The sequence below is a fragment of the Amycolatopsis sp. CFH S0740 genome, from assembly GCF_004522315.1.
Lineage (GTDB): Bacteria > Actinomycetota > Actinomycetes > Mycobacteriales > Pseudonocardiaceae > Amycolatopsis > Amycolatopsis nivea.
Map to the genome: position 1 here is coordinate 80359 of NZ_SDLS01000014.1, position 22808 is coordinate 103166.

A 22808-nucleotide genomic window follows, 5' to 3' on the forward strand; every position below is an offset into this window, starting at 1 on the left:
GAGCGCCATGGGCACGACCGGCGAGTACCGGGCCGAGCCGGAGGCCATGCGCTCCACCGTCGGCAACGTGGGCGCCGTCATCGCCCACGGCATCAACGCCGTCGCGGACCTGGAAAAACTCGTCCTGCAGCCGACGACGTTCGCCAGTTTCGGCAGCGTCGTCGCGGCGGCGAACGAGGCGCTGCACTCGCAGCAGGTGACCGCGGTGCGCTCGCTGCTGCAATTGCTGCAGGAGATCAACGGCCTGGTCAAGCACAGCGCGGACGCTTACCAAAGCGCCGACGAAGCAGTATCCGACGGCTACGGCGGCGGCCATGCGCAGTCCTCGTCGCCGTCGTTGACGTCGATCTGGGGAACACCGCACGCCGCGCACTTGGCCGAGGCAGCGATCACCGACAGCGCCGGTGCGCACGGCGAACCGTCGTCAGTCGGCAACGTCCTGCGTTACCTCGGCGACGCGGATCTCGGCAGGCTCGCCGAGCATCCGCTCACCGACGCCCGGTTCCACGGCGTCGCGGACTTCAACGACTGGCTCGCCGGCGACGCCGACAACCAGGCGCGCGTCGGCCTGATCGAGGTCTATTCGGGCACCGCGCGCACCTTCGGCGACGTGCCCGGCGGCGTGCACAGCGGTGACGTCGTCGTGGTGGAGCCGCTTCTGCTCGCCGACCAGCATCCGGTGATCGGCGTCGCCGGGGACGGCGGCGCTCTCTACAACCATGGCCTGCTCGATCCGGGCCTCGGCGGACTGGCCAAGGTCAGCGTGTACCGGCCCGCCTCCGTCTGACCCCGAACCCCGACCAAGTGAGGTCCGATGCTCTTCCCGAACTCCAGCGCGATGGACGCCACCGCTTCCGGCGGGGGCCCGATCACCGTGCTGCCGCAGATCGTCACCGGCCAGCCGGAGCAGATCGCGAAGCACGTCCTCGACCTGCTGCACAAGGCCGCCGAGCTGACCTCGCTCTACACCGAGCTCAGCAGGGCCGCCGACCAGCTCGGCAAGGTCTGGTCCGGCGGGGCGTCGGAATCGGCGCTGCAGAAGATCTCCCACTCGCTCGACCAGCTCACGAAGATCATCACCGTGATCGAGAAGGGCGCTGAACTGCTCGGCGTTTCCGGCACGCTGGTGAAGACGGCGCAGGAGGCGTACCGGTCGGTGGTCGCGGCGGTGAACCCGACCGTCGCGTCGCTGATGTCGAACTGGTGGACCTACGGGGCCGCGGTCGCGCTTTCCACCGCTACCAGCGCGACGCTGCGCGGATTCATCACCGCGGTCGGCGGGCTGCTGAAGGCGCTCGGCGCGGGCGACCTCGCGAACCAGATCACCCAGGTCGCGACGATCATCGGCGACCTCGAAAAGCTGTTCCACCACGGTTCTTCCGACGGAGGAGGAGCGGCGGGCAACGCGGCGGTCTCCGGCACGCCGGTCACCGCGCCGCAGATGCCCGCGCCGGTCGCGAGCGCGTCCGGGCAGGCGGCCATCGGCGGCAGCGGCGGGGGAGTGCCCGGCGGGAACCCGTCGTTCACGAACTACACGCCGCCCGCGTTGGCCAACGGCGGCTGGCCGACGGGCAGCGGTACTGGCGGCTGGCCTTCTGGCGGCGGTGCGGGTGTGGGGGCCAATGCGGGGAACAGCTGGATTCCGGTGGACCACCCGGCTCCGGCACCGTCTCCCGCGCCTTCGGTGCCTTCGGTGCCGGGCCAGTCGACCGGTGCGCACGAGGTCGTGATCCACACCGACCTGACCACCGGGCAGTCGACCGTCGAGGCCCCGGCCGGGCAGGACGTGGACATCGATGTCGACGTCACCTACCAGGGCAAACACTTCCAGCAGCACGTCGACATCGACGTGAAGGGCGCGTAGCCGGTGGCCGTGGACGCGTCCGGAGTCGTCAGCTCGGTGCTGTCGAACTACCGGCAGGTGCTGGTCGAATACCAGCGCCGGGTCACGGGCGACCCGGCGGCGCTCGAAGCGGCGGCGAACCGCTGCGGCACCAACGCGTCCACGATTACCGGCAAAGCCACCGAAATCGCGGACGCGGCCACGGCATTGCACGCTGACTGGGACGGTGCTGCGTACACCGCGTACGCGACAGCAGCGGCCGACGTCGCGCACGCGTTGACCGAAGACGGCACGAAGCTGGCTGACCAGAGCAAGCGGTTGTCGATGGCCGGACAGCTGTTGCGGTGGGCGCGTTCTGGTGTTGACTCCGTCGCCGCGCAGTTCGATCAGTACGGCGCGCAGCTGATCAACCAAGCCCGGTCGGCGGATCCGAACGCGGTGGGCGCTTTTATCGCCGCGGCAAGGGATTTGGGCGAGCAGGCGGTCGCGGCGGCCGGGCAGGTCGCCGACGAGCTGTCGGACGCGCTGGCGGAGTTGTTCCCCGCGCCGTGGGCCGGGCCGATGAGCAAGCCGGGCAAGCTGGGCAAACGCGTCTACGGCCCGTTGTCCTGGGTCAACGGCGACACGCTCGACGGACGGAAGCGGCCGCGTTCGGTGCCGTCGTGGTTCGGCAATTCCGGCTGGAAGAAGCTGACCTGGAACGGGCTCGAAGGCACCCGTGCGCCGAAGAAGGCGGACACGCCGTTCGGGCAGCCGAAGCAGAAGAGCGCGATCGCCCGCGCCACCGAGATCACTTACCTCAAGACAGCGCACGAGCAGGACGGCTTCATTCCGGAGTACGACGGAAAAATCTCCTCGCAAGGCTGGGACGCGAAGGCGTCCGGCCACGCCGAGCTGGGGTTCCGGGAGGACATCGGGACCAGCGGAAGCTACGGCGTCGCGCACGGCAGCGCTCGCGGTTCGGCTTTCGCAGGCGGCGAGGTGAGCGGTTCCGCGCAACTCGGCGTGCACGGGCTTGGGGTGCACGCCAACGCTTTCGCGGGCGGCAAGCTCGAAGGCCAGGTCGCGGCGGATGTCGCGGGAGTCGGCGTCGGCGCGAGCGGGAGTGTCCAATATGGAATCGGCGCGCAGCTCGACGGCCAGTTCGTGTATGACAACGGGCATTTGAAGATGAACTTCAAGGCCGGTGCCGCGTTGGGCCTGGGTGCCGGAGTCGGTGCGAAGATCGACATCGACCTGCCGAAGGTCGGCGCGGCGGTCAGCGAATACGGCGGCGCGGCGGTCGACGCGGTCGGCGACGCGGCCGGTCAGGCGGCGGACGCGCTCGGCGGGGCTTGGGACGACGCCGTGCAGTATGTGGGTTCGTGGTGAGCGCCATGGCGGATCTGGTGACGCTCCCGCTGGGCTTCGACGTCCCGGAGGGCTGGACGCCGGTGCCGCCGATCGCACCCGGTCTCGTTTTCGTTGCCGTGCACCCGAATCCGCGGGCGGAGTTCACCCCGAACATCACGCTCGGCATCCAGCAGCGCCAGGATTCCTTGCCGATGAAGGACATCGCCGACGAGGCGGTCGAACGGCTCGGCCGGACGATGGCGCTGCTCGACGTCCTCGACCGCCAAGAGGTCGGCAGTGCGGTCGCGCCCGGCTGCACCCAAACCTTGCGGATGCGCACCGGCGAAGGCCAGGATCTGGTGCAGATCCAGGTGTTCCTGACCGTGCCCGGCCCGGCCGGGCGGGTCGTGCTGGAACTGGTCTGCACGGCCGATCCGCGGGACGCGCGCACGCTCGTCCCCGACTTCCGGAAGTTCGTCGCCAGCGTGCACGTCCGCCGCGAAACCCCGCAGGAGAAGGAGAACGACGGTGACTGAACCGTATGCCGTGCCGGACATGGACGAGCTGCTCGCGCAGGTCCGCAAGCAGACCGAAGAGGTCCAGCGGATCCAGCGCACAGTCGAGGCGATGGAGGTCAAGGCCGCCTCGCGGCAGAACGAGGTGACCGTGACGCTGCGCGGCGACGGCCGGTTCACCTCGGTCGACATCGACCAGCGCGCGATCCGCGAGTACGACGCGCGCACGCTGTCGGAGATCGTCCTCGAAGCGGTGAACGCCGGCCTGCAGAAGCTCGCCGAGGCGAGCAGCGCGAAGTTCGCCCCGGTGATCGAGGCGTCCAGGTCCCAGCAGTGAGCGCGCCGGCCGTCGCCGGGTCGACCCGGCGCGTCACGATCGTCACCCCGCGCGCCAGGGTGGACGTCGCGCTGCCGCAGCAGAGCACGTTCGCCGAACTGGTGCCGCAGCTGGTCCGGCTCGCCGGGGCGGCCGGGCAGGCGTCGGCCGAGCATCCGGGCTGGGTGCTGTCGCGGCTCGGCGGCGCGCCGCTCGCGCTCGGGCTCACCGTGGCCGCCGCGCAGGTGCGAGACGGCGAGGTGCTGCACCTGACCCCGCGCGAACGTCCGCGCGGCCCGCTGCTGTTCGACGACGTGGTCGACTCGATCGCGAGTGTCGGCGAATCCGCGTCGACCGCGTGGGGGCCGAAGGTCGCGCGGCGGGCCGGGATCACGGCGGCCGCGCTGCTGTTGTTCGCGGGCGGGCTGCTGATCCAGGCGTCGCTGGCGGGCAGCGTGCTCGCGCCGATCGGCACCGGGCTGCTAGCGGTCGTGCTGCTGCTCGGCGGCGGCGCGCTGAGCCGCGCATACGGCGATTCGGGCGCGGGTGCGGCCGGTGCGCTGGCCGGGGTCGGCGTGGCGTTCCTGTCCGGGATGTCTTTGCTGCCAACGCATCCGATGTTCTCGCTCGCTGCCGGACCGCTTGCCGCTGGGCTCGCGGCGGTGACTGTTTACGGGGTGCTGGCCGCGGTTTCGGTGGCGGACCGGCTGCCGTTCTTCGTCGCGGTCGTCGGTTCGGCCGGGATCGGCGCGATTGCGACCGGCGTGGTATTGCTGACGGGCGCGAAGCCAGTTGCCGCCGCGGCTGTCGCGGCCGTGCTGGCGACCGCGTTGGCGGCTGTCGCGCCGATGCTCGCATTGCGGCTGGGCCGGATGCCGCTCCCGCGCGTGCCGGACGACATGGAATCCTTCCGCGCCAACGAACAGCCGTCGCTCGGCGCGGAAATGGCCGGGCGGACGACGTATGCGCAGGCGTTGCTCACCAGCCTGCTGGTGGCGCTCGGGCTGGTGGTGATCGGTTCGTCGATCGTGCTCGCCACCGGCGGACCGTGGGAAGCCGGGCTGGCGGCGCTGGTCGGGACGGCGTGGATCCAGCGTTCGCGCGCATACGCGGGCCGCACGCAACGGCTGGTGCTGGTTGGTTTTGGTCTCGCCGCCTTGCTGACCGCGGGTTTCTGGCTTATCGCGGACAACCAGCGGATCGCGCTCCTCGCGGCCGGACTGGCGCTGGTGCTGGCCGCGGTGGTGTCGCTGTTCTACGCGACGCGGGTCGCGCGCGGGGTGCGGTCGCCGTACTGGTCGCGGTTGCTGGATATTTCCGAGTTTCTGGTGCTGTTGTCGTTGGTGCCGTTCGTGGCGTTGATCGCTGGGGTGTACGAGGCGGTCAGCGGGTGAGTGGGCTGGCGGCTTTGAGGGTGCGCAGGACTGGTGCGGTTTCGCAGGAGCGGATGCCGGGGAGTGCGCCGAGTTGGTGGGTGAGGTAGCGGTGCAGGGCTGGGGGATCAGCGCAGAGGGCGTGCGCAAGGAGGTTCGTCGGCCCTGTGGTCGCGGCGACGACGGCTAGTTCGCGGTGGGTGGCTAGTTCGGTAGCGACGGCGTCGAGGTCGGCGGGGGCTACGGCCATCCACAGCAGCGCCTGCGTGGTCGCGCCGAAGAGCCGGGCGTCGATTTCCACGTCGAAATAGAGAGTTTCCGCCGCGCGCAGGTCGGCGATCCGGCGGGCGACGGTCGCGGCGGACCAGCCGGTGACGGTCGCCAGCTCGGTCTGGCCTAGGCGGCCGTCTCGCTGCAATGCGGTGAGCAAGGGCTCGTCGGCGGCGGTCGCTTCGGCGGCCGTGGCGCGGGTTTCGGGTTCCAGTTGGCGGCGTTGGGCGTCGGTGAGAACCTCGGCGCGGCCTTGCCAGGCGGTCGGTCCGCCGTGATACAGGTGCAGGAGCTGGTGCGCGGACACGGCAGTGATGCCGGTCGTGCGCGGGATGTCGTGCAGCAGCAGGCCGTGCTCCGGGGCGGACCCGTTGGCGGTGTGGACGATGACGCAGATTTCCGTACCGCCGCCGGCGAGCTTGACCCAGGTCGTGTCGGTGCGGCGGACGAGCGCGTCGGCGACCCGTTGCGCGACTGCCGGGACGACGGTGAGCCGCACGAGCCACTGCGTCTGTCCGGCGCGATGCGGTGCGGCGAGCCCGACGACGCGCAGTCCGGCTTCAGCGCGCAGCCGTCGGTAGCGGCGTGCGACGGTCTGCGTCGAGACGCCCAGGACGGTGCCGATCCGCGCGAACGGGGCGCGGCCGTCGATCTGGAGTGCGTGGACCAGGGCGTGGTCGAGGTCGTCGAGCATGGCTTGATTCTGCACCAGACTGTCCTGAGTGGAAGATTTCTGTTCCTTTGAGCCGGTGGCTGGAATCCTGTCTTGCCGCTCGCCCAGGCTGGCGGCATGAACGATTCACGTCGCTGGGCCGCGCTGGCGGTCCTGCTCGTCGCGGAGGCGATGAACCTCCTCGACACCACCATCGTCCAGGTCGCCGCGCCCGCGGTGCACGCCGAACTCGGCGGCGCGCCCAGCACGATCTCCTTCTACACCGCCGGGTACACGCTGCCCTTCGCGCTCCTGCTGATCACCGGCGGACGCCTTGGCGACATCATCGGCCGACGCCGCACCTTCCAACTCGGCGTGGCCGGTTTCGTGCTCTCCTCGGCCTTGTGCGCGGCGGCGACCACGCCCGGGTTCCTGCTCGTTTTCCGGGCCCTGCAGGGAGCTTCGGCCGCCCTGGTGATCCCGCAGACGATCGGCCTCATCCGCGTCCTGTTCGACGGCGCGGCCCGGGCGCGCGCACTCGGCATGATCGGCCCGGTGATGGGGCTGGCCGCGGTGAGCGGTCCGGTCCTCGGCGGACTGCTGACCGACGCCTGGTCGTGGCGGTCGGTGTTCCTGGTGAACGTCCCGCTCGGGGTCGCCGTGCTCGCCGCGTCCGGATTGCTGACCGAAGACCGGTCCGCCTCCCGGCCGCGGCTCGACCTGCTCGGGACCGGTTTGGTCGTGCTGGGGGCCGGGCTCGTCGTCTATCCGCTGCTCACGCAGTGGAACGGTTATCTCGTTGCCGCCGGAGTGGCGGTGCTCGTGGTTTTCACTCTGCAGCAACGGTTTTGCGGCGGCCTGATCGAGCGCAGCCTCTTCCGCGGCCTCGGTTTCCCGGCTGGATTGACGACGTCAGTGCTGTTCTTCGCCGTGATGACCGGTCTGACCCAGGTTGTCGTCCTGTTCCTGCAACTGACCCAGCACGCCGACGCCCGGACCGCCGGACTCTCGTTGCTGCCGTGGTCGTGCGGACTGGCAGTATCGTCCTTTGTGGCCGGACGCTGGCTCGTCCCGCGCTTCGGCACCCGGATTCTCTTTGCTGGCGTGGCTTTCCTGGCCGCGGGAATCACCGGGATCGCACTGGGCTGGCCGCTGCTGCTCCCGCTGGCGATCGCGGGAACGGGAACCGGGTTGTTCACCGTGCCGTTCTTCACCGCGGCGCTCGCCCTCGTCCGTCCCTCGGAGACAGGTTCGGCGGCCGGGCTGCTGAACGCGGTGCAGCAACTCGGCGGAACCGTCGGAGTCGCCATGCTGACCACGGTTTTCCTCGACGCCGGCGTGACGGTCGCGTGCTGGACAGCGGTCGCCCTGACCGTCGCGGCCGGGGTGACCGCGCTCGGTCTCATCCGCGGAACGCGCGCCGATATTCCGTCGGAGCCGTCCCCAGCCGGAGTGTGAAGTGGCGGCGGAGATTGGCCGCCGAACCGAGGCCGCTGCGTTCGCCGATCAGGCCGACCGGCAGATCGGTGGATTCCAGCAGGCTGCGGGCGCGCAGGACGCGCTGGTCGAGCAGCCATTGCAACGGCGTGGTCCCGGTGGCGTCGTGGAACCGGCGGACGAACGTGCGCGGGCTGACCCCGGCTCGGCGGGCCAGCTGCTCGACAGTCAGCGGCTGGTCGAGGTGGCGCGTCGCCCAGTGCAGCACCGGCCCGAGCCCGGCGTCGTCGGTGTCCGGCACCGTCGCGGAGACGTACTGCGCCTGCCCGCCGCCGCGATGCGCGGGCAGCACCATCCGGCGGGCGACCTCGTTGGCGACGTGCGCGCCGAGGTCGCTACGCACTACGTGCAGGCAGAGGTCGATGCCCGCGCTGCGTCCGGCGCTGGTGAGCACTTGTCCGTCGTCCACGTAGAGCACCGACGCGTCCACCTGAACCCGCGGATGCAGCATGGCGAGCGTGGCGGCGTACATCCAATGCGTCGCCGCTCGCCGACCGTCCAGCAGACCCGCCGCCGCGAGCGCGAACGCACCCGTGCACAGCGAAACGATCCGGGCGCCATGGGCTGCTGCCTCCTGGATGGCGTCGACCAGATGCGCCGGGATCGGCTGTCCAGTTTGGACACACGCGTACGGCAAGGCGGGAACCAGCACGGTATCGGCGTCCTTGAGCGTTTCGAGACCGTGACTGGCGTGCTGCCGGAAGCCGAATTCGGTGCGGGTTTCCGGCTTCTCCGCGCAGAACCGCAGCTCGTACCAGGGGTCGGCGAGGTCGGTCCGGGACGGCCCGAACACCTCGGCGGCGATGGCCAGCTCGAACAACGGCATGTCGTCGACCAGCGCGACCGCGACGGTTCGCATGCTGCGAGGATACGGCAGGAATTTTGCGGAAGCCGTCAGTCCTGCCACTCGCTCGCGCCGCGGCGAGGTGGCAGATTCGCTGGCGTGACCGTCGTGGAACTCCGCCAGTACACCCTCCGGCCCGGGCAACGGGACGTCCTGATCGACCTGTTCGACCGTGCGCTGGTGGAACCGCAGGAGGCCGCGGGCTGCACCGTCGTCGGCCAATTCCGCGACGAGGACGACCCGGACCGGTTCGTGTGGTTCCGTTCCTTCCCGGACCTGGCCGCCCGGCACGCCGCGTTGACCGCGTTCTACCTCGAAGGCGAGGCCTGGCGGAAACACCGCGCCGCCGCGAACGCCACCATGCTCGACAGCGACAACGTCCTGCTGCTCCGCCCCGAAACCGACTTCCCGCCGATGTCCCGGCCCGCCGATGCCGTCGAACCGCCCTCGCGAATCCTGGTCCTGATCGGCCCGGCTGGTGCTGATTTCGTTGCGCCGCTTGCCTCCTTCGTCACCGAGCCCGCGGAGAACACCTTCCGTGCGCTGCCGGTGCGCGAAGGGGAGAACGTCCGCGTCGGGGTCTGGGTTTTCCCGGATCTCGCGGCGTTGCGGGCATTCGAGTCCCAGCTGGTTATCGGTGCCGAGGTACAGCGGCTTCGCTTGGCTCCGACGGCGCGTTCTTCGCTTCGCTGATCCGCTGGGCGACGAGCTGGTCGATGCGCTGCCAGGCGGGGCTGTCGAGATGCGTGGCGAGAAGCTCGACGACCTGGCGGGGCACCTTCCGGAAGTCCGGCAGGTCAGACGGCAACGTCATCCGCTGGCCGAGCTTGGCGGCCGCGTCGGCGATCGCTTCGAGCCGCGGATCGTCGGGACTCCACTCGATCGCCTCGTCGTACGCGCGGAGAACGGCGACGTACTCCGGATCGTCCAGCAACGCGGTGCGGCTGGCGAGAATGGCGTGGGCGACGTCCGGGGCGAGCGCGCAGGCAAGGATCCAGCCGTCGCGGATGGCGTTCTCGTGCCGCGCAGACAGTCCTACTCGCTTCAGCCGGTCCATGAACGCGATGGCTGCGGGCGGCAGACAGAGCCGGTCGGGCCGATCGAGGTCCCGCAACCGGGCGCGGCGTTGTTCGAGCTGCCGGATGCGATCCCGCAACTCGGCGTCGATCCGGTCGAGGGCGTCCTCGTCGGCGTTCAGCACCTGCGGGATGCGCGCCAGCGGGACCCCGGCCTGGGCGAGCGTGACGATGCGGGCCAGGTCGATGACCGCCTGCGCGTCGTAGCGGCGGTATCCGGAGGCGTCGCGCGCGGGCTCGGGCAGGAGCCCTTTCGCGTGGTAGACGCGGACCGCCTTGGCCGAAACCCCGGCGTGGCGCGCGAGCTGGCCGATGGTGAGCATGGCTCCAGTATCGCGCTTGACCTTGTCCCAGGGGCAAGGTTGGAAGCTGGCGGCATGCACGATTACGACACCCTGCGCGCCCTCGCTGACGAGGGGAACGAAACCGCACTGGACCGTCTCGCCGATCTCGCCGACCGTCGCGGCGACCTGGCCGAGCTGTCCGAACTGCTCGACGAGGGCAGCGAACACGCCGGACGCTTGCTGACCCGCCGGGCGGTGGCGAACCGTGATCTGCGGGAACTGCAACGGCTTTCGGACGCCGGAAGCAGCGAGGCCGAAACCGAACTGGAGCGCCTGCTTTCTCCAGGTCGTGAGGGGAACCCTGACGGAATCTGATTCCTTCAGGGTTCCCCTCACGAACCTCCCGTCATCCCACAGGCGGCCGGTTGAGCCCGCGGATCTTCCGCATCACCGGAATCGCCAGCAGACAAGCGACCACACCCGACCCGAACAGCAGCGGGTAATTCGTGCTCGTGCTCGAACCGAACGACAACAACACCGGCCCGTAAACCGGCACCAGCGAACTCGGCAGCGTGAGCGCGATGTTCACCACCCCCATCTCGCGCGCCGCCTCGCCGTCCCCCGAGAGGAGCGCAGCCGGGACCGCGAAATGGCCGCAGAAGTACCCGCCCAGCCCGACTCCGGCGATCGCGGCGCTGACGTAGAGCATCGGGACGCTCTTCGCCACGATCAGCACCGCCAGCGCGAGCGCCAGCAGCACCGCCGACGAGAGCATCATCAGCCCGCGGCGGCCGAACCGGTCGGTGATCCAGCCGCCGGCCAGGCTCGCGGGCAGGGCGATGCCGAAGGCGATCAGGTTCACGACGAACGCGGCGTGCGCGACCTCGCCGCTGCCCACGCCCAATACGTCGGACAGGTAGTAGACCAGGTAGGTGGTGAAGGTCGAGAATCCGATCGACAGCAGGAAAACCATCAGGCAGGCCCACGCGAACGGCGGGTTGTGCCGGGGCCGGAACGAGAACATCCGGCCGAGGTCGCGGATGCCGAACGGGGTCCGCTCCGCCGGGTCGAGGCGGCGGTCCCGCAGGACGGCGCACAGGATGACGACGGTGATCGGCGCGGCGATCGCGGGGAGCAGGAACATCCAGAACGGCGGCAGCCCGGTCACGGCCTGCGCGACGTAGCTGCCGCCGATCATCGAAACCGGGAAGCAGACGCCCATCAGCGCGCTCACCACGCCGCGCCGCTCCGCCGGGATCTGGTCGGGCAGCAGGGCGACCATCGCGGCGAGCGCGGCGTTGAACAGGATCTGCGTCAGGCACCAGCCGACCACGACCATGGCCGTCGTGGTGGCGAACGCGACCACGAGCAGTCCGCCGGTGCCGCCGAAGATCCCGGCGATCAGCCAGGGTTTGCGCATACCGAACCGGGACGTCGTGCGGTCGGAGAGGTGGCCGAAGAGCGGGTTGGCGACGACGGCGAGCAGCGCGCCGAGGCCGAGCGCGAGCGCGAGGGCGCCGACCTTGTGCTCGGGGTCGATCTGCTGGAGCCGGAGGGCGACGGTGACCGACGCCGGGGTGATGAGGGCGAAGTAGCAGCCGAGCAGTGCCGCGATGTAGGCGACGACGAATTTCGGGCCTGCCGTGCGAACGGACCGGTCCGCACTGACCGTGTGCGTCATGGCTTTCTCCGAGAGGGGATCGGTTCCGCGGGTCGCCGGGGCGACGCAGACGCCACCCGCGGTGGCGGTTCCGACGTTCTCGGGCGTGAGACAGCAAGGATGTTCACCTCGCGCCGGGCACCCTGTCAAGTACGGATTCCTTCAGCGCCCGGATCCCGGACGGCGAAAGGGTGTGCTCCACCGCCGAGACGATCCCGCCCGCGACGCCCGCGTGCCTGCCGAGTTCGCTGTGCGTCAGCACCAGGTTCCGGGTGGCCAGCGGCAGCGCGCGGCGGTAGACGACGCTGCGGATCCCGGCCAGCACGTCGTCGCCCGCCGCGGTGATCAGGCCGCCGAGCGCGATCGTGCGCGGGTTGTAGAAGTGCACCAGCATCGCGACGACCTCGCCGATCGTTTCGGCCGCGGTGCGGACGTAGCGCACCACGGTCGGCTCCCCGTCGCGGAGGGCGCGGGCGAGGTCCTCAATGGACTGAAGCGCGGGCAGTTCGGCCTGGACGATGCGCAGCACGGCTCCGGCGGAGGCCACGGCCTCGACGCAGCCGACGTTGCCGCATTGGCAGACGGTCTGGTCGTCGCCGGGGACGCGCACGTGCCCGATGTCGCCGGCCGCGCCGTCGGAGCCGCGGTGGATGCGCCCGTCCGCGAGCACGAGACCGCCGCCGATCCCGGTGCCGATCTTGAGGAACAGCAACGGATTCGCTTCGGCAGGCCGGGCCCGTGCCTCGCCGAGCGCCATCAGGTTCACGTCGTTGTCCACGAGCACGGCGCAGGAAAGCCGCTCGCCCATCACCTGCCCGACCGGATACCGGTCCCAGCCGGGCATGATCGGCGGACGCACCGGGGAACCGGTCCGCGCGTCGACCGGGCCGGGCAGCCCCATGGCGAGCGCGGTGACCTCGCCGGGCTCGACCTCGGCCTCGCGGAGCAGTTCGCGCAGCCGGTCGGTCAACGCGTCCAGCGCGGCTTCGGGGCCCTGCTCCAGCGCGAGCGGGAACTGCTGCTCGGCGAGGATCGTCTGCGCCGTGTCGGCGACGGCGACCCGGGTGCTGTGCGCGCCGAGGTCCGCCGCCAGCACCACGCCCGCCCGCGCGGCGAGCCGGAGCCGGTGCGCCGGACGGCCGCGGCCGGCGTGCGCCGAGGTGCCCGATTCGACCAGGACGCGGGAGCGCAGCAGCGCGTCCAGGTGCCCGTTCAGCGTGGACCGAGACATGCCGGTCGAGCGCACGAGCGCCGCTCGCGTTTCCGCCGAACCGGACGCGATCAGCCGCAGCAGCTGGCTGTGCGCCCGGTCGGCGGCGTCGTTTTCCGGGGCGGGCGGGGAGGAGAGCCGGACGGGGGTCCAGTCGGTCATAGCCCGGATGTTAGACCATTAATGCCGTTCTTTTTGACTGAAAGTGGCTTTATTTTTGACTTGATCCGACATAAAGCGGCGGCTTAGCGTGGGGCCACGACGGAGCAGGGCGTGAGACCCCAGGCCACGTCTTCGCAGGTGAAAGGACACGTATGGCGGAGCAGGACCCCCGGAAGAAACCCCGGCGAGGCGTCGCCGTGCTCGGTGCGGGGATGATCGCCGCCGTGCACCGCCGGGCCGCGCTGCTGGCGGGCGCGGAGGTGACCGGGGTGCTGGCCTCGACGCCGGAGCGGTCCCGCGAGGTCGCCGACCAATGGCGGATCAGCACCGGATACCGGGACCTCGCCGAGGTGCTCGAAGACGAGCGCGTCGAGGTCGTGCACGTCTGCACGCCCAACGCTACGCACGCCGAATACGCCGAGGCCGCGCTGCGGGCGGGCAAGCACGTGATCTGCGAGAAGCCGCTGGGCGTCTCGGTCGAGCAGGCCGGGCGGATGGCCGCCCTCGCCGAGCAGAGCGGGCTCGTGGCGACCGTGCCGTTCGTCTACCGCTACCACCCGATCGTCCGCGAACTGCGGGCCCGCGTGCGCAGCGGAGAACTGGGCGACCGGCTGCTGCTGGTGCACGGGAGCTACCTGCAGGACTGGATGCTCTCCCCGGACGTGTCGGGCTGGCGCGTCTTCCCGGACTCCGGCGGGCCGTCGCGGGCGTTCGCCGACATCGGCTCGCACTGGTGCGATCTGGTCGAGTGGATCACCGGCGACCCGTTCGCCGAACTGACCGCCGCGACCTCGGTCGCCGTGCCCGACCGCCCGGGCTCCGGCGGCCCCAGCTTCGGCGGATCCGGTTCCGGGGAACGGGTCCCGGTGCGGACCGAGGATTCGGCGACGCTGTTGCTGCGCACCGGAACCGGGGTGCTGGCCTCGGCGACGATCTCGCAGGTGGCCGCCGGCCGGAAGAACCGGCTGTGGTTCGAACTCGACGGCTCCGGCGGCAGCGCGGTCTTCGACCAGGAACGGCCCGAGTCGATCTGGCTCGGCGGCGCGGACGAGTCCCGGATCGTCGTGCGGGACAGCGGAACCGGCTCGCCGGAGCAGCGCAGGCTGTCGCAGCTGCCCGCCGGGCACGCGCAGGGGTACGCCCAGTGTTTCGAAGCGTTCGTCGCCGACACTTACGCGGCGGTGGACGGTGCCGTGCCCGACGGCCTGCCCGGTTTCGCGGACGGGCTGCGTTCGGCTCGGCTGGTCGACGCGGTGCTGCGCTCGGCCCGCGACGGATCGTGGACGAAGGTGGAACGATGAAACTCGGAATGCTGACCGCGTGCCTGCCCGGATGGGACCTCGAGCGGATCGCGAAGTGGGCCGCGGGCGCGGGATACGAAGCGCTCGAAGTGGCCTGCTGGCCCTCGACCGGCGGCCGGGATTTCGAAGCGTCCCACCTGCCGGTCGCCGAGTTCGGGCCGGAACAGGCCGACCGGACCCGGGAACTGATGGCGCGCCACGGTCTCGGCATTTCCGCGCTCGCCTACTACGAGAACAACCTGCACCCGGATCCGGTGCGGCGGGCGGAGATCCACACCCATCTCCGGGCTTCGATCGACGCCGCGCAGGAGCTCGGCGTCGGGCTGGTCGGCACGTTCGTCGGCCGGGACCCCGGCAAGTCGGTCCGGGAGAACCAGGCCGAGGCCGAGACCGTCTTCCCGGCGCTGGTCGAGTACGCGGGGGAGCGCGGGGTCCGGCTGATCATCGAGAACTGCGTGATGGAGGGCTGGCATCCGGACGGCTACCCGGGCAACCTCGCCTACTCGCCCGAGCTGTGGGAGTGGATGTTCAGCCTCGGCCTGTACCTGAACTGGGACCCGTCGCACCTCACCTGGATCGGCATCGACCCGGTGGAGACCATCGCCCCGTACGCCGACCGCATCCTGCACGCTCAGGCCAAGGACGTCGAGCTGGACCCGCGCGCCCGGCAGCGCTACGGCTTCTTCGGCAAGACCGCCAAAACCGACCCGTGGGAAACCGGCTGGTGGCGCTACCGGATCCCGGGGCTCGGCCAGGTCGACTGGGCGAAGGTCGTCGACCGGCTGCACGAGCACGGGTTCGACGGCACGCTCTCGGTCGAGCACGAGGACCCGGTCTGGGGCGGCACTCCCGGGAAAGTCATGCGCGGTCTCGAGATCGCGCACCGGACGCTGCGGCCGCACGTGATCGAAACCCCGGAGGAAGCGTGAACGACGTGCTCATCGTCGGCGGCGGGCTCATGGGCGCCGCCGTCGCCCGCGAACTGCGCGACGCCGACCCGGACGTCCGCATCGTGATCGCCGACGGCGGCCCGGTGATCGGCCCCACCCCGGGTCAGCACCTCCACGACGTCGCCGACCCGGAGATCTGGGAGCGCTACAACCAGCGCGTCGCCTCCGGCATCCAGGGTTTCTACACCGGCGTCGCGCCGACCGCGGACGTCGGCGCCACGCTCGTGGACGTCGAGCCCGGCATGTACCACCTCACGTCGCTCGGCGAGAACGCCGCCGAGATGCCCGCCGCCTCGATCGCCTGGAACGCGGGCGGAATGGGCGTCCACTGGACCGCCGCGACCCCCGCGCCGTGGGGCGACGAGATACCGTCCTTTGTGGACTCCGTGGAATGGCGGAACGACCTGGACCGGGCCGGAGAACTGCTGCGGGTCAACCGAAACCCCTTCCCGGACACCGAAGCGGGCCGGGTGGTGACCGCGACAATCGAAAAGCTGTTCGCGGACGTCGACGCTCCCGGCCGCGGCATCCAGCCGATGCCGATGGCAGCCCAGCGGGACGCCGAGGGAGTGCTCCGCCGCACCGGGCCCAACGTGATCTTCCCGCCGATCGCCGACGCCGCAACGGATCCGAACTTCACCCTGTTGACCGGCACCCGCGCGATCCGGCTGATCCACGAAGGCGGCGAGGTGCGCGGTGCTGTGCTGCAGGACGTGCGATCCGGTGCCACCCGGGAAATCCAGGCCGCCGCCACGGTCGTCTGCGCCGACACGATGCGCAGCCCTCAGCTGCTGTTCGCCTCCGGAATCCGGCCGCCCGCGCTGGGCCGCTACCTCAACGAACACGCCTTCCTCACCGGACGCGTACTCGCCGACCCCCAGCGGCTCGGATTCGACCTGTCCGCACTGCCGGTGCCAGCCGACGGCGAGATCATGGTCGAGCACTACTGGCTGCCGCACAGCGGTGCCGCGCAACCGTTCCAAGTCCAGATCGGCACGCAGACGTTCACCGCCGAGGACGGCACCCGCCTGGCGTACCAGGTCGGCGCGAGCTTCTACATCCCGACGGAAATCCAGGCGGACAACCGGCTGGAATTCTCCGACGAGGAGACCGACGCGATGGGCATGCCGCGCCTCACTGTCCACTTCGGATGGTCTGAGCGCGACCGCGAACTCATCGAGCAGGCCCGGCGCACCCAGCAGGCGCTCGGCGACGCGCTCGGCTCGTTCGACCCGGCGACGGAATCGGCGCTGCTGGATCCGGGGTGCTCGCTGCACTTCACCGGAACCGTCCGGATGGGGCCCGCCGACGACGGCACGAGCGTCTGCGATCCGGACTGCCGGGTGTGGGGCTTCGACAACCTTTACGTGGCAGGCAACGGCGTCGTGCCCACCGCGCTGGTCTGCAACTCGACCCTCACCGGCATGACGACCGCCGTGCGCGCCGCCCGCGCCGTGCTCGGCCGGACATCTTCGACTTCGACGAAGCAGGAGCAGCCATGACGCTCGACCGTTCCCAGTTCGCCATCAACACCCTCCAGTGGACGGACCTGGCCAAGGGCTGGGAGTACGACGACCCGGCCTTCCTGGACAAGCAGCCGCGGGTGCTCCGCGAGGCCGCCGAATCCGGGTTTTCCGCGGTGATGATGGAAGTCCTGCCCACCCAGACCATCCGGGCCTACCGCGAACTGCTCGCCGAGAACGGCCTGCGCGCGGCCCCGGGTTACCTGCAGGTCCCGCTGCCGGAATCGCACGGCGTGACGCTCGAACCGGGTTCCGCGGCGGAATTCCGCTGGTTCGACGGCGTGCGCCGCCGCGCCGACGAAACGCACGCCCTCGGCCTCGACACGATCTTCCTGTCCGCCGAGATGGTCACCGGCGGCGGAATGCCGCGCTTCGACGAGGCGGCGGGCGTCGGACACGCCTTCGACCGGGCCCGGCTGGAGCACTACACCGACCTCCTCGGCCGAGCCGCGGAAATCCTGACCGCGGAAGGGATCCGGCCCGCGTTCCACAACCACGTCGGCTCGTGGGTCGAAACGCGGGAGGAGATCGAGCACGTCCTCGCCGGGATCCCGGATTCCGTTCTCGGCGCGGGATTCGACCTCGGACACCTGTTCTGGGCGGGCGCGGACGTCCGCGGGATGCTGCGCGAACACCGCGACCGGATCGCCGCACTGCACATCAAGGACCTCGACGTCGACCGGGTCCGCGCTCTGCAGGCTTCGCCGGGGCCCTACACCCGCTCGACCGACAACCTGTTCCTCGAACCGGGCCTCGGCGGCGTGCCGCTGCTCGACTGCCTGGGCGAACTGCCCGCCGCGTTCGACGGCTGGATCATCGTGGAGGTCGACCGGCCGTCGATGGAGCCGCTGGCCAGCGCGCGGGCGAGCTGGAAGTGGGTGGAGAGCAACTTCCCTGCCGCGTGACGCCGGGTCTCAGGTGAGGGCGAGCGGCAGGGTCCGTCGTACTGCGGCGGCGTGTCCACCGTGCAGCGGTACGACCGAAACCCACTGCGGCACAGGCACTTCCGCCGCCCTCGCCCCCACCCGGACAGTCAGCTCCAGCTTCTCCCGCCCGCCCGGCGTCCGCCGCACGGTCGCCGACGTGGCGGTAAACGCCGCCCCCGGCACCGCCAATCCGAGCGTCCGGGCGAGCCCCCGCGAGGACCGCGGCGAGTAGCACGTCTGCGTCAGCCCGCCCCATTGCCAGGCGCGCCAGAAATCCCCGTCGGACTCCGGGTTGCCGGCGGAAACCCCCAGCGCCACCCGGAGCTCGTTGGTCAGCTCGCCAGCCTCCAGCACCGTCGAGGGAAAGCCCGCCTCCGCCAGCGCCACCATCAAGCTCAGCGCCGCGCTCGCCGTGCTCCGCAGCGCCCCCAGTTCGCCGCCGCCGCGGGCGAGGGCGGCGATCGGCGCGTCTTCCGGCCGGTAGCGCACCGCGAGCCAGCGCACCCGGTACACCCGCGAATCCCTGGGCACCGCCCACGTCAGCAGCTGCACGGCGGCCAGCGGGATGTCCGGGTTCCGGAACGTCGTGCGGAGGATGGCCAGCAGTTCGTCCGTCGACGGTTCCCCGGCGCCGGGCGTGAGGCGGACGATCGCGCTCCAGTCGCCGTCGACCTCGGCGACGCCGAAGCGGTTGCCCGCGCGGTCGACGTGCTGACGCACCTTCACCGGACCGGCGATGCGCAGCAAGGCGTCCGGGCTGTCGCGGCGGCTGTCGTGGCGACGCAGCCGATGCGCGAGCCACGTCCACGCCCAGCCGGCGAAATGCCGTCCGGCGACCCGTACCGACGTCGTCACCACCAGCAGCCCGGCCAGCGCGGCGATGGTGATCCGCATCGGCTGGGCCAGGCCGTGCACGGTGAACGCGAGCAGCAGCGCCAGCGCGGCGATCTCCCACCCGGCCGCCTGCAACGGGCGGATCGGCAGCAGCCACGGCCACGGCGCGGTGCCCGAAATCCCGGCGGTCCCGGGGGCTCGGGCAGGAGCCGGGGCAGGCGGCGCGGACACGGACAACGCATTCCCCTCTTCCCCGGGCGGAGACCCGGCCCCGCGAACGCTAGCGTCCCCGCGCGGGCGCGTGGGCGTAAAAATTACCCTCGTGCGCGTCCGGAGAGCTGTCTAGCCTGCGCGGGAAGCGGATGTGATCTCCAGGGGGCCGGGACAGCGTGTGGACGCAGCGGGACCAGATCCAGGCGTACCAGTTCCTGCGCCGCCGTCTCGTGTCCGCGCTCGTCGCCGCGGACGCCAACCATCCGGTGTCGCCCAGCCGCCGTCTCGTGCTCGGCACGCTGCTCGGCGTCGGCGCGGCGCTGCTCGTGACCGCGGTGTTCGGGGTGATCGGCCTGGTCAGCCCGTCCGGCGGGAAGGACTGGCTGGCCGGCGGCAAGGTGATCGTCGAGGAGGACAGCGGGGCGCGGTTCGTGCTCGGCGCGGACGGCGCGGTGCACCCGGTGCTCAACTACGCGTCCGCGCGGTTGCTCGCCGGCGGCAACGGCCACGAGACCGTCACGGTGCCCGCCGAAAAGCTCGGCACGGCCCCGCGCGGCACCCAGATCGGCATCGTCGGCGCGCCGGATTCCTTGCCCAGCACGCTGATCACCACCCCGTGGGCCAGTTGCAGCCGCACCACCCAGGACGCGCCCGCGTCGGCGGAACCGCTCGTCGCCGTGCTGCTGGAACCGGCCGCGTCCGGGGTCGAGCTGCCTCGCGATTCGGGCGTGATCGTGCGCGTCCCGCAGGGCGGCCGGTTCCTGCTCGCGGGCGGCCACCGGTACCGGCTGAGCGACGAAGCCGCGGCGGCCCTGCAATTCGACAGCTACCCGACGATCACCGTGTCCGCGCGCTGGATCGACACCGTGCCCGCCGGACGCGACCTCGGCGAGATCCCCGTCGACGGCGCGGGAAACCCCGGCCCGCGCGTCGGGACGCAGGAGACGCGCGTCGGCCAGGTGCTGTCGGTCGTCGACCCGATGGCCGGGCCCGCCACCGCCTCGACCTACTACCTCGTCCGCCCGGACGGCCTCGAACCCGTCGGCCAGACCGAGGCCGCGCTGCTCGTCACGACCCCGGCGAACGAACCGGCGTATTCGGGCCGTCCGGAACCGGCGCGTGTGCGCGCCGCGGACGTCGCCTCGGTGAAGAAGGTGAGCGAACCCCGTTCCGGCGGTGCGGATCCGGCGGCGTACCCGGACCGGATCCCCGGGAAAGCGCCGATCACCGGCAGCGCGGTGACCCTGTGCGCGCAGAACGGCCGCGTGACGGTCTCGGCGGATCTGCCGGTCCCGCCCGGCGCCCGCGCGCTGCCGGTGCAGAGCCGGACCGACGCCCGGGTCGCCGATGTCGTCTACGTCCCGCCCTCGCGCGGCGCGGTCGCGACCGATCCCGGGTCGGGAACCATTTATCTCGTCACGGACACGGGGCGAAAATATCCGGTGGCGAACGGGACGGCGCTCACGTCGCTGGGCTACGGTTCTGGGTCCGGGCATCCGGTCGCGGGCGGGCTTCTCGCGCTGATGCCGACCGGTCCCGCGCTCGATCCCGCCGCGGCCGGGCAGCCTGCGGGAACGGGGTGAGCGAGCCGGTGACCACGACAGCGCAGCGACCCAGCGACGTGCCGGACCGCCCCGAATCCGCGGCGCCCGGCAGCGTCCAGGTCGCCGTGATCGAAGACCATCCGCTGTACCGCCGGTCGGTGGAACGCGTCCTGATGGAGGCCCCGGACGTCGAACTGGGCGCGGTGGTCGATTCGGTCGCGCGCTTCCACGTCGCGCGCCAGCCCGCCGGAAGCGTCGTCCTGCTCGACCTCGGCCTGCCCGGAGTCGCTGGCGCGGCCGCGGTGCTCGAGGTCGCCGAACTGGGCCATCACGTGCTGGTGGTGTCCGCGCAAGCCGAGCCGGAGACGGTGCTCGCCGCGATCGCCGCCGGAGCCAAGGGATTCCTGTCGAAGGATGTCGACGTCGACGAGTTGCTGATCGCCATCCGCGCGGTCGCGGGCGGCGGCGCGTACGTGTCGGCCGTGGTCGCCGGAATGATCATCAAGGACAACACCGACCGCCCGGTCACCCGGCCGGAGATGGAACTGTCGCCGCGCGAAGTGCAGGTGCTGCGGCTCGTCGCGGCGGGCGAACGGGACGTCGACATCGCGCGGATCCTCGGCATCGGCGTCCGCACCGTGCGCGGCTACCTCGACCGGATCCGCGACAAGACCGGCGAACGGCGGCGCCCCGGCCTCGTGAAGGAAGCGATCCGCCGCGGCCTGGTGGGGAAGGAAACAGTGACGTGAAAGCCGACGAGGGGCGGCGCCGGAGCGGACCCATCCAGGTCGGGGTGATCGAAGACCACCCGCTGTACCGGGACGCGGTCGCGCGCGTGCTGAACGACGCCCCGGACATCGAACTGGGCGCGGTAGCCGACTCCGTGGCGCGGTTCGCGGTGCAGGACCAGCCGAAGGGCAGCGTGGTCGTGCTCGACCTGAAACTGCGCGGCGTCCAGGACGCGGCCGCGGTGCTCGAGGTGGGGCAGATGGGGCACAAGGTGCTCGTGGTGTCCGCGCACGCGGAACAGCCCGAGGTCCTCGGCGCGATGCAAGCCGGCGCGAAGGGCTTCCTGTCGAAGGACGTAGACGGCGACGAACTGCTTCGCGCGATCCGGACGATCGCGGAGGACAACGCGTACGTCTCGCCGACCTTGGCCGGCATGATCATCCAGGACAGCGACGAACGGCACGCGGGACCGAAGATCGTGCTGTCGGAACGGGAAAAACAGGTCCTGCGCCTGGTAGCGGCGGGGGAGCGGGACGTCGACGTCGCGGAGATCCTGGACATCAGCGTCCGGACGGTGCGGTCGTATCTGGACCGGATCCGGGACAAGACGGGAGAGCGGCGAAGGGCGGGATTCGTGCGGGTGGCGATCCGGGAAGGGTTGCTGCGTTGACGGCGAGAGACCCGGCGCGGGCCTACGACTACGACGTCGCGGTGTCCTTCGCCGGGGAAGACCGCGTTTTCGTCGAGGCTGTGGTCCGGGAGGTGGTCGACGCCGGGTACAAGGTTTTCTACGACCAGGACGAGCAGGTCGCCCTCTGGGGCGAGGAGATGGTCGAGTACCTGCCGAAAGTCTACGAGGAACGCGCGCGATACGCGGTGGTGTTCGTTTCCCGGCACTACGCGGCGAAACCCTGGACGAGATTCGAGCGGCGAAGCGTGTTGCTGCGGGCGCTCAATCAGCCGGAACCGTATCTGCTCCCGGTGCGATTGGACGCCACCCGGCTCGACGGTGTCCGGGACAGCATCAGCTACCTGGACGGGAACATCGTCGGGACGAGCGGCATCGCGAGCGCTATCTGCGAGAAGTTGGGCAGCGAAGCGGCGGCGGGCGGAAGAGGAGGCTTCAACGGGTACGTCCCCCGTAATGAACACGAAGCCACGGTGCTGATCGGCGAACGCCCCGCGGCCTGGGAATACCTCTTGTTTTCGTATGAATTGGTGTGCGGAATCGAGCGGTTGCACGACGCCTATCTCGATCATCGCATGGGCTTTTCCCATCCGGCCGATTACGTGCCGGTCGACCAGGTCCCGTCGACCATACAGCGAGAACTCGCGACAGTTCTGAGCGTGATCAGGAACTTCGCCGCGGTGCTTTCCGACGACGCGCAAACGGCCGCGTTCGGGGTTGTCGGCGAAGCCGGGGATGTCCCGCGAATAATCCACGTGGCGAGCCGCTACGTCGCCGTCTACCGATCATTCCTCGAATGGTCCTACCGGCTCCGCGGCTATGCGACACCGTCGGACGAGGTGCATGAAGTCTTCGCGGCGCTCGCCCGGTACGCGGATCGGCCTGTGGAGCGGTTGAGATCCTTCGTGTACGAGCTCCGCGACCGTGCGGACCCCCTGCACGCGCAACTGCTCAACGGCGAGGACGTCACGATCCAGCTGACGCTTCCGCTGGAAATCGCTCCCGAAGCGTCAGCCCAGTTCGACCAGGCGCTCGAAGCCTTCCAGCGCCACCTGCAGAACTGACC

At 70.7% G+C, this 22808-nt stretch carries 23 protein-coding genes; 17 read left to right on the plus strand and 6 right to left on the minus strand.

Annotated features, from left to right (window positions below; genetic code table 11):
- Nucleotides 1-7: 7 nt before the first annotated feature.
- Genes EIZ45_RS23555 through eccD form a run of 6 tightly spaced genes read left to right on the plus strand, consistent with a single transcriptional unit; the run spans nt 8 to nt 5400 of the window.
- On the plus strand, nt 8-787 hold the full coding sequence (locus tag EIZ45_RS23555; protein WP_134665759.1) for a WXG100 family type VII secretion target: 780 nt from the start codon (nt 8-10) through the stop codon (nt 785-787).
- 27 nt (nt 788-814) lie between these two features.
- Nucleotides 815-1864: a WXG100 family type VII secretion target gene (locus EIZ45_RS23560; protein WP_134665761.1), complete on the plus strand. Its 1050-nt coding sequence runs from the start codon at nt 815-817 to the stop codon at nt 1862-1864.
- 3 nt (nt 1865-1867) lie between these two features.
- Nucleotides 1868-3214 carry a WXG100 family type VII secretion target gene (locus EIZ45_RS23565; RefSeq protein ID WP_037809594.1) on the plus strand — a complete coding sequence of 449 codons (1347 nt, stop codon included), beginning with the start codon at nt 1868-1870 and terminating at the stop codon, nt 3212-3214.
- Nucleotides 3215-3219: 5 nt separating this feature from the next.
- Entirely contained in the window at nt 3220-3711 is a 492-nt protein-coding gene (locus EIZ45_RS23570; RefSeq protein WP_134665763.1) for a hypothetical protein, read from the plus strand.
- On the plus strand, nt 3704-4027 hold the full coding sequence (locus EIZ45_RS23575) for a YbaB/EbfC family nucleoid-associated protein (protein WP_037809598.1): 324 nt from the start codon (nt 3704-3706) through the stop codon (nt 4025-4027). The genes EIZ45_RS23570 and EIZ45_RS23575 overlap by 8 nt, the downstream gene beginning before the upstream one ends.
- Entirely contained in the window at nt 4024-5400 is a 1377-nt protein-coding gene (gene eccD / locus EIZ45_RS23580; protein WP_134665765.1) for a type VII secretion integral membrane protein EccD, read from the plus strand. Before EIZ45_RS23575 ends, eccD begins: the two co-directional genes overlap by 4 nt.
- On the opposite strand, the gene EIZ45_RS23585 is transcribed toward eccD, so the two are convergent.
- On the minus strand, nt 5390-6358 hold the full coding sequence (locus EIZ45_RS23585) for an Lrp/AsnC family transcriptional regulator (RefSeq protein ID WP_370318169.1): 969 nt from the start codon (nt 6356-6358) through the stop codon (nt 5390-5392). The two genes, eccD and EIZ45_RS23585, sit on opposite strands and share 11 nt — an antisense overlap.
- A gap of 81 nt (nt 6359-6439) precedes the next feature.
- Here EIZ45_RS23585 and EIZ45_RS23590 point away from each other — a divergent pair, with 81 nt between their 5' ends.
- Complete coding sequence (locus EIZ45_RS23590) at nt 6440-7759, plus strand: MFS transporter (RefSeq protein WP_134665767.1); 1320 nt, start codon at nt 6440-6442, stop codon at nt 7757-7759.
- Here the strand turns inward: EIZ45_RS23590 and EIZ45_RS23595 are convergent.
- Nucleotides 7704-8657, minus strand: a complete 954-nt coding sequence (locus tag EIZ45_RS23595) for a helix-turn-helix domain-containing protein (protein WP_134665769.1) — start codon at nt 8655-8657, stop codon at nt 7704-7706. The genes EIZ45_RS23590 and EIZ45_RS23595 overlap by 56 nt on opposite strands.
- Nucleotides 8658-8741: 84 nt before the next feature.
- Here EIZ45_RS23595 and EIZ45_RS23600 point away from each other — a divergent pair, with 84 nt between their 5' ends.
- Nucleotides 8742-9335 (plus strand): NIPSNAP family protein, encoded by a 594-nt coding sequence (locus EIZ45_RS23600; RefSeq protein WP_205670082.1) that lies wholly within the window; start codon nt 8742-8744, stop codon nt 9333-9335.
- On the opposite strand, the gene EIZ45_RS23605 is transcribed toward EIZ45_RS23600, so the two are convergent.
- The gene (locus tag EIZ45_RS23605; RefSeq protein WP_134665771.1) at nt 9274-10041 is read right to left on the minus strand and encodes a MerR family transcriptional regulator; all 768 of its coding nucleotides are present in this window, start codon (nt 10039-10041) and stop codon (nt 9274-9276) included. The genes EIZ45_RS23600 and EIZ45_RS23605 overlap by 62 nt on opposite strands.
- A gap of 54 nt (nt 10042-10095) precedes the next feature.
- On the opposite strand from EIZ45_RS23605, the gene EIZ45_RS23610 reads away from it, so the two are divergent.
- Complete coding sequence (locus EIZ45_RS23610; protein WP_134665773.1) at nt 10096-10377, plus strand: hypothetical protein; 282 nt, start codon at nt 10096-10098, stop codon at nt 10375-10377.
- Nucleotides 10378-10408: 31 nt separating this feature from the next.
- Here EIZ45_RS23610 and EIZ45_RS23615 read toward each other — a convergent pair whose 3' ends face one another.
- Both EIZ45_RS23615 and EIZ45_RS23620 read right to left on the minus strand, forming a co-directional pair.
- Nucleotides 10409-11683, minus strand: coding sequence for an MFS transporter (locus EIZ45_RS23615; protein WP_134665775.1), 1275 nt, complete (start codon nt 11681-11683; stop codon nt 10409-10411).
- 103 nt (nt 11684-11786) lie between these two features.
- Nucleotides 11787-13034, minus strand: a complete 1248-nt coding sequence (locus tag EIZ45_RS23620; RefSeq protein ID WP_134665777.1) for an ROK family transcriptional regulator — start codon at nt 13032-13034, stop codon at nt 11787-11789.
- 152 nt (nt 13035-13186) lie between these two features.
- Between EIZ45_RS23620 and EIZ45_RS23625 the strand changes: the two genes are divergently transcribed.
- The 4 genes from EIZ45_RS23625 to EIZ45_RS23640 are packed head-to-tail and all read left to right on the plus strand — an operon-like array spanning nt 13187 to nt 17713.
- On the plus strand, nt 13187-14335 hold the full coding sequence (locus EIZ45_RS23625) for a Gfo/Idh/MocA family protein (protein ID WP_134665779.1): 1149 nt from the start codon (nt 13187-13189) through the stop codon (nt 14333-14335).
- The gene (locus EIZ45_RS23630; RefSeq protein WP_134665781.1) at nt 14332-15264 is read left to right on the plus strand and encodes a sugar phosphate isomerase/epimerase; all 933 of its coding nucleotides are present in this window, start codon (nt 14332-14334) and stop codon (nt 15262-15264) included. The genes EIZ45_RS23625 and EIZ45_RS23630 overlap by 4 nt, the downstream gene beginning before the upstream one ends.
- Nucleotides 15261-16787: a GMC oxidoreductase gene (locus EIZ45_RS23635; RefSeq protein WP_240690747.1), complete on the plus strand. Its 1527-nt coding sequence runs from the start codon at nt 15261-15263 to the stop codon at nt 16785-16787. Before EIZ45_RS23630 ends, EIZ45_RS23635 begins: the two co-directional genes overlap by 4 nt.
- Nucleotides 16784-17713 carry a sugar phosphate isomerase/epimerase gene (locus tag EIZ45_RS23640; RefSeq protein ID WP_134665783.1) on the plus strand — a complete coding sequence of 310 codons (930 nt, stop codon included), beginning with the start codon at nt 16784-16786 and terminating at the stop codon, nt 17711-17713. The genes EIZ45_RS23635 and EIZ45_RS23640 overlap by 4 nt, the downstream gene beginning before the upstream one ends.
- A 9-nt stretch (nt 17714-17722) precedes the next feature.
- Here EIZ45_RS23640 and EIZ45_RS23645 read toward each other — a convergent pair whose 3' ends face one another.
- Entirely contained in the window at nt 17723-18805 is a 1083-nt protein-coding gene (locus EIZ45_RS23645; protein ID WP_134665785.1) for a type VII secretion protein EccE, read from the minus strand.
- Between the two features lie 152 nt (nt 18806-18957).
- Here EIZ45_RS23645 and eccB point away from each other — a divergent pair, with 152 nt between their 5' ends.
- From eccB to EIZ45_RS23665, 4 genes are read left to right on the plus strand one after another with little or no spacing between them, the layout of a single operon-like run.
- Nucleotides 18958-20364, plus strand: coding sequence for a type VII secretion protein EccB (gene eccB / locus EIZ45_RS23650; RefSeq protein ID WP_134665787.1), 1407 nt, complete (start codon nt 18958-18960; stop codon nt 20362-20364).
- 38 nt (nt 20365-20402) lie between these two features.
- On the plus strand, nt 20403-21074 hold the full coding sequence (locus EIZ45_RS23655) for a response regulator transcription factor (RefSeq protein ID WP_134665953.1): 672 nt from the start codon (nt 20403-20405) through the stop codon (nt 21072-21074).
- The gene (locus EIZ45_RS23660; protein ID WP_037809611.1) at nt 21071-21724 is read left to right on the plus strand and encodes a response regulator transcription factor; all 654 of its coding nucleotides are present in this window, start codon (nt 21071-21073) and stop codon (nt 21722-21724) included. Before EIZ45_RS23655 ends, EIZ45_RS23660 begins: the two co-directional genes overlap by 4 nt.
- Nucleotides 21721-22806 (plus strand): TIR domain-containing protein, encoded by a 1086-nt coding sequence (locus EIZ45_RS23665; protein WP_051728694.1) that lies wholly within the window; start codon nt 21721-21723, stop codon nt 22804-22806. Before EIZ45_RS23660 ends, EIZ45_RS23665 begins: the two co-directional genes overlap by 4 nt.
- Nucleotides 22807-22808: the final 2 nt, after the last annotated feature.

Bases quoted from the DNA above. Each gene is read 5' to 3' on its own strand.
- EIZ45_RS23555 (WP_134665759.1), top strand. From the start codon at position 8: ATGGGCACGACCGGCGAGTACCGGGCCGAGCCGGAGGCCATGCGCTCC.
- EIZ45_RS23560 (WP_134665761.1), top strand. From the start codon at position 815: ATGCTCTTCCCGAACTCCAGCGCGATGGACGCCACCGCTTCCGGCGGG.
- EIZ45_RS23570 (WP_134665763.1), top strand. From the start codon at position 3,220: ATGGCGGATCTGGTGACGCTCCCGCTGGGCTTCGACGTCCCGGAGGGC.
- EIZ45_RS23590 (WP_134665767.1), top strand. From the start codon at position 6,440: ATGAACGATTCACGTCGCTGGGCCGCGCTGGCGGTCCTGCTCGTCGCG.
- EIZ45_RS23595 (WP_134665769.1), bottom strand. From the start codon at position 8,657: ATGCGAACCGTCGCGGTCGCGCTGGTCGACGACATGCCGTTGTTCGAG.
- EIZ45_RS23605 (WP_134665771.1), bottom strand. From the start codon at position 10,041: ATGCTCACCATCGGCCAGCTCGCGCGCCACGCCGGGGTTTCGGCCAAG.
- EIZ45_RS23610 (WP_134665773.1), top strand. From the start codon at position 10,096: ATGCACGATTACGACACCCTGCGCGCCCTCGCTGACGAGGGGAACGAA.
- EIZ45_RS23615 (WP_134665775.1), bottom strand. From the start codon at position 11,683: ATGACGCACACGGTCAGTGCGGACCGGTCCGTTCGCACGGCAGGCCCG.
- EIZ45_RS23620 (WP_134665777.1), bottom strand. From the start codon at position 13,034: ATGACCGACTGGACCCCCGTCCGGCTCTCCTCCCCGCCCGCCCCGGAA.
- EIZ45_RS23625 (WP_134665779.1), top strand. From the start codon at position 13,187: ATGGCGGAGCAGGACCCCCGGAAGAAACCCCGGCGAGGCGTCGCCGTG.
- EIZ45_RS23630 (WP_134665781.1), top strand. From the start codon at position 14,332: ATGAAACTCGGAATGCTGACCGCGTGCCTGCCCGGATGGGACCTCGAG.
- EIZ45_RS23640 (WP_134665783.1), top strand. From the start codon at position 16,784: ATGACGCTCGACCGTTCCCAGTTCGCCATCAACACCCTCCAGTGGACG.